Genomic DNA, 14,936 nt, shown 5'->3' with positions numbered 1-14,936 from the left:
CGGCTCTCCGGCCGACTTACACCTATGAGTTTGATAAAAATCGCCGTTCTTGATATGAACAATGGGCATGCCAATGAAGGTATGCGATGCATTCTTCAGATCATCCGGAATGTACAGGGCAGCCACCAGCTGGCCAACCAACACGCGGAGATCGCGTTTGACGTATTTAACGTTCGGGCCGAGACCGAAATTCCGGACCTGAGTTACGACATCTATATTTCGTCGGGCGGTCCCGGTAGCCCTCTGGAGTCGGATGACCCTTGGGAACAACCTTATTTTGCGCTGATCGACCAGCTTTTTTCCTGGAATCAGCACAACGAGCAGAAAAAATTCGTCTTTCTGATTTGTCATTCGTTTCAACTGGTGGTTCGCCATCTGGAACTGGCGATACTCAGCCGTCGGAAGTCGACGTCATTTGGAATTTTTCCCGTTCATAAAACCGATGAGGGTTATTCTGAGCCGTTGCTGAAAGGGCTTCCTGATCCCTTTTACGCCGTCGATTCGCGGGATTACCAAATTACGGAACCGAATCTGGAGCAGATCGACGAGCTGGGTGCGAGCATTTTATGCCTCGAAAAAATCCGGCCTCATGTTCCCCTCGACCGGGCCGTTATGGCCATACGTTTTTCGCCCGAAATCATCGGCACGCAGTTCCATCCCGAAGCAGACAACGAAGGGATGCTACGTTACTTCATGAAAGAGGAAAAGCGAAACCAGATTGTCGAGAATTTTGGGCAGTCCAAATACGATGACATGGTGGCTTATTTGCAGGACCCCGATAAAATCGCCTTGACAGAATCGGTTATTCTACCCGGTTTTCTGCATCAGGCGATTTCTGCCCTGGTTCCATCTGAACAGTTTATTGAACAGAACTAATTTTTTGACAGGATTAATAGGGAACACCGGATGTAGACTCAACTTTTGATACGTCTTTCCTGTTAATCCTGTCGTCAAAAAACTATGATTCAACCCGTTCGTCAAGCCTACAACCAAGCTTTTAGCCCGGAACGCTACCGGGCTTTTTTGGATAAAATTGAAGCTGATTTTCCCGGCCAACTAGATTTTCGAGTGGCCGAAACGCCAGTTTTTGTTCCGAAAGTACTGACGGACAAACTGTTGCAGGCTTGCGATGACATTATCAGCGTAATCACCCGCGACGATTTTAAGGTACTTACAGAGCAGGCGATTCCAGTGGGGCAGCGCGTACCGAATGAGGATAACCATACGCAGTTTCTGGCGGTCGACTTTGCCGTTTGTACCGATGAGTCTGGCGAGCTACTCCCTCAACTAATTGAACTACAAGGGTTTCCGTCACTTTACGGGTTTCAGCCCTACGTAGCAGACTTATTTAGTGCTACGTACCCAGTTCCGGCTAACCTATCCCATCTTTTCAATGTCGGTACAAACGCGTCGTATCTGGAACGCCTTCGCGACATGCTGGTGGGTGACTGCCAGCCAGAACAGGTAATTCTTCTGGAAATTTATCCGGAAAAACAGAAAACACGTATTGACTTCGTGCTAACGGAAAAATATACGGGTGTCGGGCCGGTGTGTATCACCAAAATCCGGAAAGACGGGCGGACTTTGTTTTACGAGAAAGACGGACGGCAGGTTCGCATTAAGCGTATTTACAACCGTCTGATTTTCGACGACTTACAGAATTTTCCGGACCTTAAAACGGACTTTCAACTCACCGACGATGTTGATGTGGAATGGGTTGGGCATCCAAACTGGTTTTTCAGAATCAGTAAATACACGCTGCCGTTGCTGAAAAGCCCTTACGTACCAACCAGTTATTATTTGTCAGAACTGAACGAATACCCGGCCGACCTGGAAAACTACGTATTAAAACCGCTGTTTTCCTTTGCGGGTAGTGGCGTCAAATTAAACATAACCGCTGCCGATCTCGATGCCATTCCGGTTGAGCAACGTACTGGCTATCTGCTTCAGCGCAAGGTCAAATATGAGCCGGTTATTCAGTCGCCCGATGGCCTTGTCAAATGCGAAATCCGGATGCTGTTTATCTGGCCGAAACCGGATGCGAAACCAACGCTTCTTACTAATCTCAGCCGTTTGAGCCGGGGCGAAATGATTGGTGTCAATTTCAATAAAAACAAGGACTGGGTGGGCGGTTCGGTGTGTTTTTTTGAAAAATAAGCGGCTTATTTTCCCTTAACTAATGTATGGAAAATCAATCAGCGTCGGAAGCCGGGAAAGCTCTGTTTGACCTGACCGGCAAAGTAGCGATTGTCACCGGCGCCAGTAAAGGCATTGGTGAAGACATCGCGCGTCTGTTTGCCCGCTTTGGTGCCAGTGTGATCGTGAGCAGCCGGAAACAGGATGCCTGCGATGCGCTTGCCAACGATATCAGGAAGCTAGGCGGCAACGCGACCGGAATCGCTGCTCACGTAGGCGATTCGGAACAGCTTCAGCGATTGGTCGACAAAACAATCGAAACGTACGGTGGTATTGATATTCTCGTTAATAATGCGGCTTCAAATCCTGTTTTTGGCCCTTCCATCGACTGCGACGGTGCGGCCTTCGACAAAATCATGCAGGCTAACGTAAAGGCACCGTTTGAGCTAAGCAAGTTGTGCTATCCGAGCATGAAAGCTCGCGGGGGCGGCAGCATCATCATGATGAGCAGTATTGCCGGTCACACGCCCGATCCCGGACTTGGCATATACAGTGTTAGCAAGGCATCGTTGAATATGCTCACGAAAGTGCTTGCCAAAGAGTGGGGCCCCGATGGCATCCGGGTAAATGCCATATGCCCCGGCCTGATCAAAACCAAATTCAGCCAGGCGCTTTGGCAGAACGAAAAAATACTGGATCATTTTACCAGTCGCCTGCCTATTGCCCGCATGGGTACAACCGACGAAATCAGTCCGCTGGCTCTTTATCTGGCGTCTACTGCTTCATCCTACAGCACAGGAAGTTTGTTTTATGCCGATGGCGGAACGATCATCTAATTTCAGTTTATGCCTCCCTTAGAATCTCGCGAAGTATGGCTCCGTGGTCCCCTTTCCGACGTACCGCCCCTGCTACAACCAGTGGCTCATGCGCTTTTACAAGCTCGCGAAGAAGTAATGGCGTTGATGCAGGATTTCCCCGAAGACCGACTCTGGGACCGCCCGAACAACGTAGCGTCGGTGGGTTTTCATCTGCAACATCTGACGGGCGTACTCGACCGGACGTTTACGTACGCACGCAATGAAGCACTCTCTCCTGTTCAACTGGTTGCGTTAGCCTCCGAAGGAAATTCTGATCAGCCAACTCCATCAGCTCAGGAGCTTGTTCATCGTTTTGGCGAACAGGTCGACCGTGCATTAACTCAACTACGTACTACCGATGAGCTGACACTTACCGAAGCGCGGGGAGTTGGTCGGGCAAAGTTACCCTCTACGGTCATTGGTTTGCTGGTTCATGCCGCCGAACACACCATGCGTCACGTAGGTCAGCTTTCTGTGACGGTACGCGCACTAACACTTTAATACGTATTTAAGTTATGGTTTATCGGCGGTTCATTTAGCCAGCCGATTTTTCATTTGAAAACCTGCAACGGGTGCGGGTTTTTCACTAAACCATTCTTATATACGATGAAAAAGTCAATTCTGGCTATTCTAGCTATAGCCTCCCTTTCCGGTACTGCTACGTTTGCCAATTCACCGTCACAGGATAAGCCCGTCAGTAAAACAACCACGACGGTAAAGAAAAGTATGCCTGCAACAAAAGCGACGACTAAAACAACTTCGTCGGTTCATAAAAAACACGTGAAGAACTCATAGGATAATGATTCATGAAAAAAGGGACTTGTGAACAACAAGTCCCTTTTTTCATGAATCATTATTTATAACCTGTTCAGAAGTGTGAGCTGACACACTCGCTGCGTGGTCGGTGTAATGCGGAAGCGGTGATCGATACGTCGGCCAATGACCCAGGCAATCGAATCGCCCGAAAGAAGGACCGCCGTTCGCTCGCGTTCAGAACGACTCAGTTTGAGGTCATTTAATAAATCGCTGACTAATTTATGCCCGTTCAAACCCAGCGGCCGGAAGCGGTCACCCTGCCGCCAAGGTCGAATGGTAATTGGGAACGTCAATTTATCAGCGTCCAGACACGCTACTGCCGGATTTGTCGGGATGTTGTCAGGTTTGTCGATCAACTGAACAGCCAGTGCGAAGTGTCCCGTTACGTTTATAGCTGCACTGGGCCAGTCGGTCAGTCTGATTTCATAATCAGGTGCTAGGCGTAATGGCTCTAAAACTAACCCGTTACGTTCGTGTATGATTCGGTGGGTCGGCGATAGAAACTGCTGTCCAACGGATTGGGTAAGCGCATTTGTCATCTGCTCCACCTGATCGACCATAAAACCAAAGGGTTTTAGCCATTCGGACAGTCGAAACGGCAATTCAGACAGACTTAAGAGCTTGTCGGAACGTAGCAGAGTCTGTTCGCCCCATGGCTCGCTGATTTCCTGCCAGGATCGTTCAAGTTCTGTCCGCAGGAGTGTTTCAGCAGCCCGTAACCGATCAACTGTTCGGGGAAACGTTTGCCAAAGCGCCGGATTCAGCTCTGTCAATACCGGCACTACATGATGACGAATACGGTTGCGGGCGTATTTGTCTTCCGGATTGGAGCTATCCTCCCGATGCGTCAGTTTATTGGCCTCATAATAAGCCACGAGCTGATCCCGGGAGGCAAAGAGCAGCGGCCGAACAACCTGATTCTGATTAACCGCAATACCGTGGAGGCCAGCAATACCTGTACCTCGCGTGAAATTAAGCAGAACCGTTTCCAGCACATCATTCAGATGGTGCGCCGTTGCTACGCACGCATAATTATTTTCTGACAGCAGTTGCCGAAACCATGCGTAACGAAGTTCGCGAGCCGCCATCTGAATGGATATCCCTCGCTCCTCAGCCACAGCCTTCGTATCAACCTGAGTTAGGTGAAACGGAACCCCGTACTGCTCAGCCTTGTTCTGAACAAAACGTGCATCTGCATTGGACTCTTCGCCCCGCAACCCAAAATTCACATGGGCAATAGCAAACGGCTGACCAATGCGATGAACGAGTTCGGTCATCACCATCGAATCCAGACCACCGCTAACGGCCAGTAAAACCCGGTCGGTTGGTCCGAATAAGTGATTGTCGTTAATAAATCCTAAAAAATCCCGTTCCAATAGTCGGTAAGACCCTAAGGCCGTAGTTTTGTCAGTATGATTCGTTTCGTTTCCCGATTTTTTGTCGCGTTAGTTTGTGTTGGTTTGCTATGCCTGTCTACAGAAGTAGTCGCACAGGTTGGAGCGCCGTCGCCCGGCCGACCGTCTGCAGCGAGTGGTACAAACGACCGAGTAGAGTTATTTCACGCTGACAGTCTGGTGGTCCTCAACATTCCTGGTCAAGCCGTGCGAAAGTTACACAATAACGTCAGGTTACGTCACAAAGGCGTATTGATGTATTGTAATCTCGCTATCCAGAACGTAACGGCCAATGTTATCGAAGCCTATGGCAATGTTCGACTGGTTCAGGGCGATACAATTACCGTTCGGGGCGACACTATGTATTATTACGGCAATACCCGCCAGGCCAACCTGCGCGGGCACGTAGTGATGCGTGATCGTAAAATGACCCTGACAACAGCCCAGCTTGATTATGATATGACTTCCGGAATCGCCCATTATCCGGTACCCGGCCGAATTGTCGACAAAGAAAACGTACTGACCAGCCGCGAAGGTTTTTATGATACCCGCACAAAGCTCTTTACGTTCCGCCAGAACGTACAGCTGGTCAATCCAAAAGGAACACTCAATGCTGATTCGCTGCTCTATAATTCGCTGACCCGCATTGCTACGTTCCAGGGTCCAACCCGAATTAAAAATAAAGATGGGATATTAACCGCTATTGCCGGCGATTATAATACGGTAACGGGTATCTCAAACTTTCAACGACGTGCTACTGTAGAAACGCCTAAATACCGGCTAACCGGCGATTCACTTTATTACGATAACCTGTCGGAACTGGGTGTTGCAAAAGGCAATGTAATTATGGTGGCTAAAGACCGGAAAGCGGTTATTCTTGGCGACCATGTACGCTATAACGGGAAAGTCGGTATCGCTCGGGTTACGGGCCATGCCGTAGCGAAAAGTCTGGCCAACGAAACTACAAATGATACGCTTTATTTACGGGCCGATACGTTGTTTTCGTTCGACAATAAGGAAACAAACACGCGTCGTTTTTTAGGGCAAAAAAACGTGTTTGTTTATAAATCTGACTTACAAAGTAAGTGCGATTCGCTCATTTACACCACGGCTGATTCGACGCTTTATTTTTATAAAAAACCGATTGTCTGGAGCCAGAATAAATACCAGATGGAAGCCGATTCCATACGGGCTTTGCTCAAAAACAATCGAATTAATACGCTCTATCTGAAAAGCAAATCATTCGTTATTTCGCTCGATACACTGAAGAATTATAATCAGGTAAAAGGCCGAACGGTTACGGCTTATTTTGTTACGAAGCTGGTCAATCCAGATACGCTTGGATCAGGACTCACTAATGCGTCAGCTAACCTACCAGCCTCAACTACAGCCGTTTCAGGAAAATTTCCAGCCGTTGCAACGAATTCATCTCAGAAGCGCGTAATGACTAATAAAACCGCTCCGCCAACTTCGACAACAGCTCAGCTTCAGGAGCAGACCACGCTGGATAGGGTAATTGTGGAAGGCAACGGGCAGAGTATTTATTACGCACTCGACGAAAAAAATAAAGTGATTGGGTTAAACCATGTCGAATCCAGTCGTATGAATATTGAATTTGCCGATAATAAGGTTGGGCGAATTCGCTTTTATGGGCATCCGGATTCGCAGCTTATTCCACCCAAAGAAATTACAGGCGAAGTGCAGCAGTTAGATGGCTTTCGCTGGCGAGAACAGGAGAAGCCTACAAAAGGTCAGGTTTTATGGCTTGAAACACCACCCGCTGAACAGCCATTGGCTAAAAAATTGCCAAAAAATAAGTCAACGGTTAAACCATTGGCGAAGAAACTCGTTCAAAGAAATACTAAATGAACATTTTAACAATTTTTTAGACAAGGGTACGTTGACTTTGTCTTTTAAGATTAATAGGTTTGTGGTGAATATTTGTGTACTTGAATAGGACTTCATGAAACAATTTATACTTATTGGTGTATTGACGGGCTTGCTAACGGCAACAATCCCGCTCCGAGCGCAGGTCGCTCAGCGGGATTCGGATGGCCGAAAAGGAAGCCGACTCGAGCTGGGTCGAACGTCATCTGCACGAAAAACAGGGACAACTGGATTGCCGTCGCAACGATTTTCGATTGCCGCCAATCCAAGTCTGTCTGGGGTTGATCGAACCATGTCGATCAATAAAAATTCGGCCATCAACACGCACTATCGGTCTGTATTGATCACGCCATCATCGGCCAAAGCAAGCGCAAGAACATCATCGGGCGACAATACTCCCACGGTTTCCAGCGACCTGCGTCCGGCAGTCGTTCAGGAAACGAAAGAGGAAAGCCTCTATACCAGCGATAAATTGTGGGTTTCGAACGCGTATCCGAACCCTGCTGATGATTTCGCTGAGCTGGATTATCAGTTCAGTGGACCTGTTAGTGAGGCAAAACTAACCTTGCTGAATATATTAGGTGCCCCAGTAGCATCGCACGAGCTGGATCGGAATGAGCGTAAAGTTCGGATTGCTACCCGCCAACTCGATATGGGTTATTACTTATACCAACTTTCGGTGGACGGTAAAAAAGTGGCCACTAAGCGCTTACTGGTTCGTCATCAGTAAACGTTGGGTTTGATTGTTAAAATAATATAAACATAGTCGATCGACACGTTTTTTCGGTACTATGACAGGCTGCGCCGTCGTTAAAACGGTATAGCCTGTATTTTTTTTGTATCTTTGCAAGCATATGCAACACCGTCATACAGTTAAGGTTCTGCTGGGAATTTGGGTCGTGTTTCTGCTTGGTTCGTGTAGCCCCTTCTCGAAGCTGCAAAAGAGTGGAACCGATGACGAAAAATATAAAGCAGCTACTCAGTATTACAAAAAAGGAGATTGGTATCGCGCCGGTTTACTTTTCGAAGAACTGATTCCGGTACTGAAAGGTAGTACTGAATCTGAAATGGCTCAGTTTTACTTCGCTTACACGCAGTATCACCAACAGCAATATCTGCTAAGCTCTACGCTGTTTAAGAAATTCTACGAGACTTTTGCCCGCTCCGATTATGTGGAAGAGGCAATGTATATGTATGCCTATTCGCTGTACAAAGACACGCCTGCCTTCAATCTGGACCAGTCGAACACTTTAACCGCAACCTCGGCTTTACAGGACTTTATCAATACGTACCCCGACAGTAAGTACAAAGATGAGTCAACAAAACTGATTCTGGACCTACGCGGGAAACTTGAACGTAAATCCTACGAAAAGGCTAAACTGTATTACAAAACCAGCGGCTTTAACATCGCGTCCTACAAATCGGCGGTTATTTCGATTAATAACTTCCAAAGAGATTTCCCGGATTCACAATTCAACGAAGAACTGGCTTTTCTGAAAGTCGATGCGGAATTCAGCCTTGCCCAGAACAGCCTGGAAAGCAAGCAAAAGGAACGTTATCAGGAAGCCATCAGTTATCATCAGGCATTTGTCGATAAATACCCGAATAGCCGGTTTCTGAAGCAGTCTGAAAAGATGTATGAAACGAGTGTTAAAGAACTCGAACGTTTAGCCAAACTGGAGCAGGAACGCGAAAAAGAGAAGGAAAAGCTTAAGAATGCACCCGCAAAAGTGACAGCTTCTAATAAATAAGAGTCGATAAATGTCAGTGGGAGCTTCAGGCAGGACTGACGATTTTGACGAATACATAGACTAAATTATGGCAACAAATCAATCTATCATTACCCGCAATAACGACAAAATTGCGATTCAGACCGGTAATCTGTACGAATCCGTGTCAATCATTTCAAAACGGGCCCGCCAAATTGCTACGAAGAATAAAGAGGAGCTAAGCAATAAATTGTCGGAGTTCGTTTCTGCGGTTGATAACCTTGAAGAGGTCTTTGAAAACCGCGAACAGATCGAGATATCCAAGTTCTACGAACGTATGCCCAAGCCAACCTCGATCGCGACTGATGAGTTTCTGGAAGGTAAAGTATACTGGCGTTATAACGACGAAGACGTACAGCAGTAGGCTTATTCGTTATAGTCCATTATTCATGACCGCACGGTAATTAGTATCGTGCGGTTTTGATGTTTTAACTAGTCGTTAGTCATCGGTTAGATTATTTCCTGTTGACTGACGATCACCGATTCAGAAACCATGTCAGTAGCAGGTAAACGTATTCTCCTTGGTGTAACAGGCAGTATTTCAGCCTACAAATCAGCTCTCCTGATCAGGCTTTTGGTGAAAGCTGGCGCAGAAGTCCAGGTTATAATGACAGACTCCGCCAAGGAATTCATTACGCCCTTAACCTTAGCCACCCTGTCGAAGCGTCCCGTATTATCGGTTTTCGTTGCGGATGAAATGGGTAGCTGGAATAACCATGTAGAATTAGGCTTGTGGGCCGATGCTTTTGTGATCGCACCCGCTTCGGCGCACACGCTGGCTCGCTGTGCAACCGGTTTATGTGATGACCTGCTGTCGGCTGTTTATTTATCGGCCCGATGTCCGGTGTTTTTTGCGCCAGCCATGGATGTCGATATGTACCATCACCCTACCACCACCGAAAATATGAACCGGCTTCAATCGTTCGGCAATCACCTGATTCAGGCAGAACATGGCGAGCTGGCAAGCGGTTTAGTTGGTGAAGGACGACTGGCTGAGCCCGAAACTATTTTACAAAGGCTCGAATCCTTTTTTGATAAACCTACAACCCTGAATGCCGTGGCAACTGGCATTTTTGCAGGGAAACATGTATTGGTGACAGCTGGCCCTACGCAGGAAGCCATCGATCCAGTACGTTACATCAGCAATCATTCGACCGGTAAAATGGGGTACGCCATTGCGAAGGCCTTTGCCAAAGCAGGCGCCAACGTAACGCTGGTGAGCGGTCCAACGAGCTTGCTTCTTGCTGAACCCAGTATTGAGCGTGTTGATGTGCGATCAGCCAGGGAGATGTTTGAAGCAGCACAGACTGTTTTTGCTACAGCCGATATTGCGGTCTGGAGCGCAGCCGTTGCTGACTATACACCCGCCCACCCTGCCAACCAGAAGATCAAGAAAAAAGAAGAGTTATTCTCGCTGGAACTGACCAGGACCACCGACATAGCCGGTACGTTAGGAGAGCAAAAACGGCCGGGGCAATTACTGATGGGCTTTGCCCTTGAGACAAACGACGAGCAGGAGAATGCCCTTAAAAAATTACGTAGTAAACATTTAGACTGGATTGTCCTCAATTCGCTTCGGGATACCGGGGCCGGTTTCGGGCACGATACGAATAAGATCACTGTTATTGACAAAGATGAACAAATCCATGAATTTGCACTTAAATCTAAGGAGGAAGTCGCGCAGGATTTGGTAAATTTGATAGCAAATTCTCTGGTCTCTTTATGAAGCCAAAGGGGTAGTTTTTACAACAGGAATCAGTACCCGTTACGTTGTTTTTCGAGTTAGCCCGAATGAAAGGAAGATATTATTTGGTATTATTTTGGGTCTGTCTGTTCACCTCGTCACAGGCTCAGGAGCTGAATTGTCAGGTAACAATTAACTCCGATCAACTTTTTGCGCAGCAGAAAACGGATTTCTCCTACGTAAATCAGTTGAAAGGAATTATTACTGAGTTCATGAACAACCGTCGCTGGAGTAATGACCAGTTTGCGCCTTCTGAGCGTATTAACTGTTCGATAAACATTAATCTCCTGAAGTCCTTAACCCAAGGGGTTTTTGAAGCAACGGCGCAAGTGGTGGTGACGCGGCCGGTGTATGGCACTAATTACGAGACAACGATTTTTAGCTACGTAGACCGGGCTTTCAACTTCGTTTACCTGCCTACTACCCCTGTCTATTTTCGAGATAATCAATTCTCCGATGATTTAACATCCCTGCTGGCTTTTTACGCCAACGTAATTCTGGCAGTTGATTATGACTCATTCAGCAAACAGGGCGGTAATCAGTTTATTCAAAAAGCTTATTCCATTACGAACCTGGCGCAACAGGGATCGCCCAATGCTTCGTGGCAAACAGGGGGTGATCGCCGGAACCGGTACTGGCTGATCGAGAACCTGCAAAACCAGCAGCTGATTCCGTTTCGGGATGGGATGTATACGTACCATCGGCTGGGTCTGGACGCTTTCGCAACGAATCCGGCGCAGGTACGCAAACAAACGCTTACGTTGCTAAACACGATTCGTACAATTGGGTTACAGTTGCCGAACTCCGTTTTAATCAACTCGTTTTTTGACGCTAAATCTCAGGAATTGTATAATATTTTATATGAAGGAACACCAGCCGAACGGAAGCAGGCGTTTGACTTGCTCTCTTTCTTAGATCCTGCCAAAACCGAGAATTACCGCAAATTAATTACCGATGGACAATAGATGGTTGTCAGTCAATAGTCATTAGCGATTAATAAACTCGGATGTGTCCAGTGGCTAATGACTATCCACTATCTTCGATCCTGCTAACTACTCACTGATTTTGCTATCGCATTTACTCATAAAAAATTACGCACTGATTGACCAGCTTGAGCTTACGCCCGATCGTGAACTTAATATCATAACGGGCGAAACCGGAGCCGGAAAGTCAATTATGCTGGGGGCTATAGGGCTGCTATTAGGCAACCGGGCCGATACGCGTGTGCTGTACAATCCAGAACAGAAGTGCATTATTGAAGGAACATTTGGCGTATCCGGTTATATCATTGAGCAGATTTTTGAGGAAGAAGAACTCGATTACTCCTCCACCTGCATTGTTCGCCGGGAAATTAGTGTCAGTGGAAAGTCCAGAGCCTTTGTCAACGATACACCCGTAAATCTTGAAACACTTCGGCGCGTAACGAGTCAGTTAATGGATATTCATTCGCAGCACGACTCCGTATTGCTGGGTTCGAATGAATATCAATTGGAGATTGTCGATACGTACGCACAGAACGACAGTTTATTACGTATCTACCACGCTGACTATCAGTCCTATCGTGCCAGCAAGAGTGCATACGATCAGTTGCAGGCTGAAGCCGTAGCGATGCGGAAGGAGTTTGATTACAATAATTTTCTCTACGAAGAATTAGTCAAAGCCCAGTTGCAGCCAGATGAACAGGAAACTCTTGAGCAGGAGCTGACTATCCTGGAAAATGCAGAAGAAATCAAAGAGCGTTTGCAACTCGCTTATGAATACCTGGATAATACGGAACAGTCGGTAATTGATTTTCTGAAGAGCACAGTTAGTAATCTGGCGTATATCAGTAAGCTGTCGAATCAATACGAGCAGTTACAGCAACGGGCACAAAGCAGCCTGATCGAACTACGTGATTTAGCGGACGAAATCAGTACCGAGCAGGATCACGTTGAAGTAGATGATACACGGGCTGAATCAATCCGTGAGCGGTTGAATTTGATTTATCAGTTGCAAACCAAACATCAGGCTAAAGACGTACTGGCACTCATCACGTTACGTATCGAACTTGGCCAAAAGGTGAGTAAAGTATTAAATATGGACGATGCGCTGGCGGAGGCAAAAGCGCAAACTGAAATAGCCCGCACTAGACTTCAGGCCAGTGCCGAAAACCTATCCGATTCTCGGTTGGCGGTATTATCGTCTATAGAATCCGAGATTGGAAAGTTGCTGCACGATCTGGGAATGCCCAATGCGTCGTTGAAAATTTCAGCCGAAAAAACCAAGCCTACTCCGGCCGGGATCGACACAATTTCATTCCTATTTAGCGCCAACAAAGGCATCAAGCCGCAGCAGTTGAAGAACGTAGCGTCTGGAGGTGAATTTTCCCGACTAATGATGGCTATCAAATATATTCTGGCCAGTAAACGATCGTTACCGACAATTGTATTCGATGAAATTGATACAGGCGTATCGGGAGAAATTGCGATTAAAATGGGGAATATGATGCGTGATATGGCGCATAGTCACCAGATTATTGCCATTACGCATTTACACCAGATTGCAGGCCAGGGCAATGCGCATTATTTTGTGTACAAAGACCACTCTGCCGATAAAACCGTTAGCCGCATCAAAAAACTGACCCTTGATGAACGCATCAATGAGATTGCACAGATGATCGGGGTAAAAATCCATCGGCCAGCGCGTTAAAAAACGCCCGAGAAATTCTAAAACAACGTACCGCATCAACGGCAAAATAAACGTAGTTAAAACACACTCACCCGTACGTGGTAGCTATTACTGTGATTCGAAATTATACCTTTTCCCCTACCTGCTATATGCACAAATTTTTACTCATTGCTACAGGATTGATTTCCTGCACTAGTTTACTCTGCTCCTGCAATTCGAACGAAAATGCCATTAAAGAATCTGAAGATGAGGTAATTGCCATTCATGACGAGGTTATGCACAAAACGGGCAGCATGGTGAAGTTGCAAAAGAAAATAAAGCAACGAATTGCATCCCTCGACAGCCTTAAATCGGTCGGTTCTGCCTCATCTTCGCTACGTATCGATGAAGAGCGTGAGCAGGCTGTGCGACTGAGTCGTGATTTGAAAGCTGCTGATAGCCTTATGTACTATTGGATGGACCACTATAAGGGAGATACACTTACCAAATTATCATCAGATGATGCGCTAAAATATTTAGCCGCCCAAAAAGATTTCCTTACAGATGTACAAGCAAAATACAATGCCAGCCTTGAGCAGGCAACTCAGTTTCTGGGCAAAAAATAATACGTATTTACTGACGTTTGGCTTCATAGCGCTGCTATGGAGTTGTGAAACAGCGTCTGATAAACTTCCGATTCTGGGCCAGCGCGAATTCATAACCAAAGTAGTGGATGGTAAAACCGTCACCGACTCAGTTTATCAGAGCATTCCTGATTTCAAATTTGTCAGTCAGTATGGCGATACCGTAACGGCCGCTACGTTGAAAAATAAAATTTATGTAGCAGATTTTTTCTTTACCAGTTGCCCAACTATCTGCCCTAAAATGAAAGTACAGCTGAAGCGGGTTTATGAAAAATTCAAGGGCAATCCTTCCTTACTGTTCCTTTCGCATACCATCGACCCAGAACATGATTCGGTATCGGTGCTGAAAGAATTTGCCGATAATCTTGGTGTAACGGGTAAACAATGGTTGTTTGTGACGGGCGATCGGGAGAAAATCTACGACATCGGGCAGAACAGTTATATGGTAACCGCACAGGCCGATGAGTCGGCGCCGGGTGGCGTTGTGCATAGTGGCGCCTTTATTCTGGTCGATAAGGAAAAGCACGTCCGGGGGATTTACGACGGAACAACCGAAGAAGGTGCCGACCGATTAATGAAAGATATAGACCGGCTCCTCGCCGAATATAAATCATGAGGCAATTTGCCGGAGCCGTCGCACTTTGTATGGTTATCCTGAGTGGTTTATCCTGCCAGAGCGAAGAAGAGATTAAGCGGGAACGTTACATCACAGAAGGAATTCTGGTGTATAAAAATAATTGCGCCAACTGTCATCAAAACAAAGGTGAAGGTCTTGCTGCGCTGTACCCTCCCATCGCTGGTTCCGATTTTTTAGCCGATAAGAACGCCGTAATTTGCCTGATTCGCTATGGTCAGCAAGGGCCAATTTTTGTCAATGGAAAGCCTTATAATCGGGTGATGCCTGCCCAGCCCCAGTTGAGTAATCTTGAAGTAGCTGAGTTAGCTACATACATCTATAATGAATGGGGCCGAGAAACCAAAGTGACAGACGTAAAGACAGTAGCTCCAATTTTAGAAAAGTGTAAAAAGTAAATAGGCTATTA

At 46.7% G+C, this 14,936-nt stretch carries 15 protein-coding genes and 1 pseudogene; 15 read left to right on the top strand and 1 reads right to left on the bottom strand.

What is annotated here, in order from left to right; genetic code table 11:
* Nucleotides 1–24: 24 nt before the first annotated feature.
* The 5 genes from LN737_RS15680 to LN737_RS15660 all read left to right on the top strand — a co-directional run bounded on the left by LN737_RS15680 (nt 25) and on the right by LN737_RS15660 (nt 3,788).
* Nucleotides 25–876 (top strand): type 1 glutamine amidotransferase, encoded by an 852-nt coding sequence (locus tag LN737_RS15680; protein ID WP_405510728.1) that lies wholly within the window; start codon nt 25–27, stop codon nt 874–876.
* 84 nt (nt 877–960) lie between these two features.
* On the top strand, nt 961–2,157 hold the full coding sequence (locus LN737_RS15675) for a hypothetical protein (protein ID WP_405510727.1): 1,197 nt from the start codon (nt 961–963) through the stop codon (nt 2,155–2,157).
* Nucleotides 2,158–2,183: 26 nt separating this feature from the next.
* A complete protein-coding gene (locus LN737_RS15670; protein ID WP_405510726.1) occupies nt 2,184–2,972 on the top strand; it encodes a glucose 1-dehydrogenase in 789 nt (262 codons plus the stop codon).
* Nucleotides 2,973–2,981: 9 nt separating this feature from the next.
* A complete protein-coding gene (locus LN737_RS15665; protein ID WP_405510725.1) occupies nt 2,982–3,494 on the top strand; it encodes a DinB family protein in 513 nt (170 codons plus the stop codon).
* Between the two features lie 105 nt (nt 3,495–3,599).
* Complete coding sequence (locus LN737_RS15660; RefSeq protein ID WP_405510724.1) at nt 3,600–3,788, top strand: hypothetical protein; 189 nt, start codon at nt 3,600–3,602, stop codon at nt 3,786–3,788.
* Between the two features lie 62 nt (nt 3,789–3,850).
* Here the strand turns inward: LN737_RS15660 and tilS are convergent, their stop codons facing one another.
* Nucleotides 3,851–5,185 (bottom strand): tRNA lysidine(34) synthetase TilS, encoded by a 1,335-nt coding sequence (gene tilS, locus LN737_RS15655; RefSeq protein ID WP_405510723.1) that lies wholly within the window; start codon nt 5,183–5,185, stop codon nt 3,851–3,853.
* 36 nt (nt 5,186–5,221) lie between these two features.
* Between tilS and LN737_RS15650 the strand changes: the two genes are divergently transcribed.
* The 10 genes and pseudogenes from LN737_RS15650 to LN737_RS15605 all read left to right on the top strand — a co-directional run bounded on the left by LN737_RS15650 (nt 5,222) and on the right by LN737_RS15605 (nt 14,925).
* Nucleotides 5,222–7,072, top strand: coding sequence for an OstA-like protein (locus tag LN737_RS15650; protein WP_405510722.1), 1,851 nt, complete (start codon nt 5,222–5,224; stop codon nt 7,070–7,072).
* 94 nt (nt 7,073–7,166) lie between these two features.
* Nucleotides 7,167–7,820 (top strand): T9SS type A sorting domain-containing protein, encoded by a 654-nt coding sequence (locus tag LN737_RS15645; protein ID WP_405510721.1) that lies wholly within the window; start codon nt 7,167–7,169, stop codon nt 7,818–7,820.
* 124 nt (nt 7,821–7,944) lie between these two features.
* Nucleotides 7,945–8,841, top strand: coding sequence for an outer membrane protein assembly factor BamD (locus LN737_RS15640; protein WP_405510720.1), 897 nt, complete (start codon nt 7,945–7,947; stop codon nt 8,839–8,841).
* A gap of 67 nt (nt 8,842–8,908) precedes the next feature.
* Nucleotides 8,909–9,223, top strand: coding sequence for a DNA-directed RNA polymerase subunit omega (locus LN737_RS15635; RefSeq protein ID WP_405510719.1), 315 nt, complete (start codon nt 8,909–8,911; stop codon nt 9,221–9,223).
* A 129-nt stretch (nt 9,224–9,352) separates the two neighbouring features.
* Nucleotides 9,353–10,585 carry a bifunctional phosphopantothenoylcysteine decarboxylase/phosphopantothenate--cysteine ligase CoaBC gene (coaBC, locus tag LN737_RS15630; RefSeq protein ID WP_405510718.1) on the top strand — a complete coding sequence of 411 codons (1,233 nt, stop codon included), beginning with the start codon at nt 9,353–9,355 and terminating at the stop codon, nt 10,583–10,585.
* A 65-nt stretch (nt 10,586–10,650) separates the two neighbouring features.
* On the top strand, nt 10,651–11,568 hold the full coding sequence (locus LN737_RS15625; protein WP_405510717.1) for a DUF4835 family protein: 918 nt from the start codon (nt 10,651–10,653) through the stop codon (nt 11,566–11,568).
* Between the two features lie 100 nt (nt 11,569–11,668).
* Nucleotides 11,669–13,341, top strand: a pseudogene (gene recN / locus LN737_RS15620) (DNA repair protein RecN).
* A 78-nt stretch (nt 13,342–13,419) separates the two neighbouring features.
* Entirely contained in the window at nt 13,420–13,875 is a 456-nt protein-coding gene (locus LN737_RS15615) for a viral A-type inclusion protein (RefSeq protein ID WP_405510716.1), read from the top strand.
* A 10-nt stretch (nt 13,876–13,885) separates the two neighbouring features.
* Entirely contained in the window at nt 13,886–14,509 is a 624-nt protein-coding gene (locus tag LN737_RS15610; protein WP_405520423.1) for an SCO family protein, read from the top strand.
* Complete coding sequence (locus LN737_RS15605) at nt 14,506–14,925, top strand: cytochrome c (RefSeq protein WP_405510715.1); 420 nt, start codon at nt 14,506–14,508, stop codon at nt 14,923–14,925. The genes LN737_RS15610 and LN737_RS15605 overlap by 4 nt, the downstream gene beginning before the upstream one ends.
* Nucleotides 14,926–14,936: the final 11 nt, after the last annotated feature.

The organism is Spirosoma sp. KNUC1025 (genome assembly GCF_045160025.1).
Classification (GTDB): Bacteria; Bacteroidota; Bacteroidia; order Cytophagales; family Spirosomataceae; genus Spirosoma.
Note: the sequence above shows the minus strand (reverse complement) of the source record. Positions and strands in the feature narration are given on the sequence as shown.

Excerpts from the sequence above, each read along its gene's own strand:
- LN737_RS15680 (WP_405510728.1), top strand. The coding sequence starts at position 25 with ATGAGTTTGATAAAAATCGCCGTTCTTGATATGAACAATGGGCATGCC.
- LN737_RS15675 (WP_405510727.1), top strand. The coding sequence starts at position 961 with ATGATTCAACCCGTTCGTCAAGCCTACAACCAAGCTTTTAGCCCGGAA.
- LN737_RS15670 (WP_405510726.1), top strand. The coding sequence starts at position 2,184 with ATGGAAAATCAATCAGCGTCGGAAGCCGGGAAAGCTCTGTTTGACCTG.
- LN737_RS15665 (WP_405510725.1), top strand. The coding sequence starts at position 2,982 with ATGCCTCCCTTAGAATCTCGCGAAGTATGGCTCCGTGGTCCCCTTTCC.
- LN737_RS15660 (WP_405510724.1), top strand. The coding sequence starts at position 3,600 with ATGAAAAAGTCAATTCTGGCTATTCTAGCTATAGCCTCCCTTTCCGGT.
- LN737_RS15650 (WP_405510722.1), top strand. The coding sequence starts at position 5,222 with ATGATTCGTTTCGTTTCCCGATTTTTTGTCGCGTTAGTTTGTGTTGGT.
- LN737_RS15645 (WP_405510721.1), top strand. The coding sequence starts at position 7,167 with ATGAAACAATTTATACTTATTGGTGTATTGACGGGCTTGCTAACGGCA.
- LN737_RS15640 (WP_405510720.1), top strand. The coding sequence starts at position 7,945 with ATGCAACACCGTCATACAGTTAAGGTTCTGCTGGGAATTTGGGTCGTG.
- LN737_RS15635 (WP_405510719.1), top strand. The coding sequence starts at position 8,909 with ATGGCAACAAATCAATCTATCATTACCCGCAATAACGACAAAATTGCG.
- coaBC (WP_405510718.1), top strand. The coding sequence starts at position 9,353 with ATGTCAGTAGCAGGTAAACGTATTCTCCTTGGTGTAACAGGCAGTATT.
- LN737_RS15625 (WP_405510717.1), top strand. The coding sequence starts at position 10,651 with ATGAAAGGAAGATATTATTTGGTATTATTTTGGGTCTGTCTGTTCACC.
- LN737_RS15615 (WP_405510716.1), top strand. The coding sequence starts at position 13,420 with ATGCACAAATTTTTACTCATTGCTACAGGATTGATTTCCTGCACTAGT.
- LN737_RS15605 (WP_405510715.1), top strand. The coding sequence starts at position 14,506 with ATGAGGCAATTTGCCGGAGCCGTCGCACTTTGTATGGTTATCCTGAGT.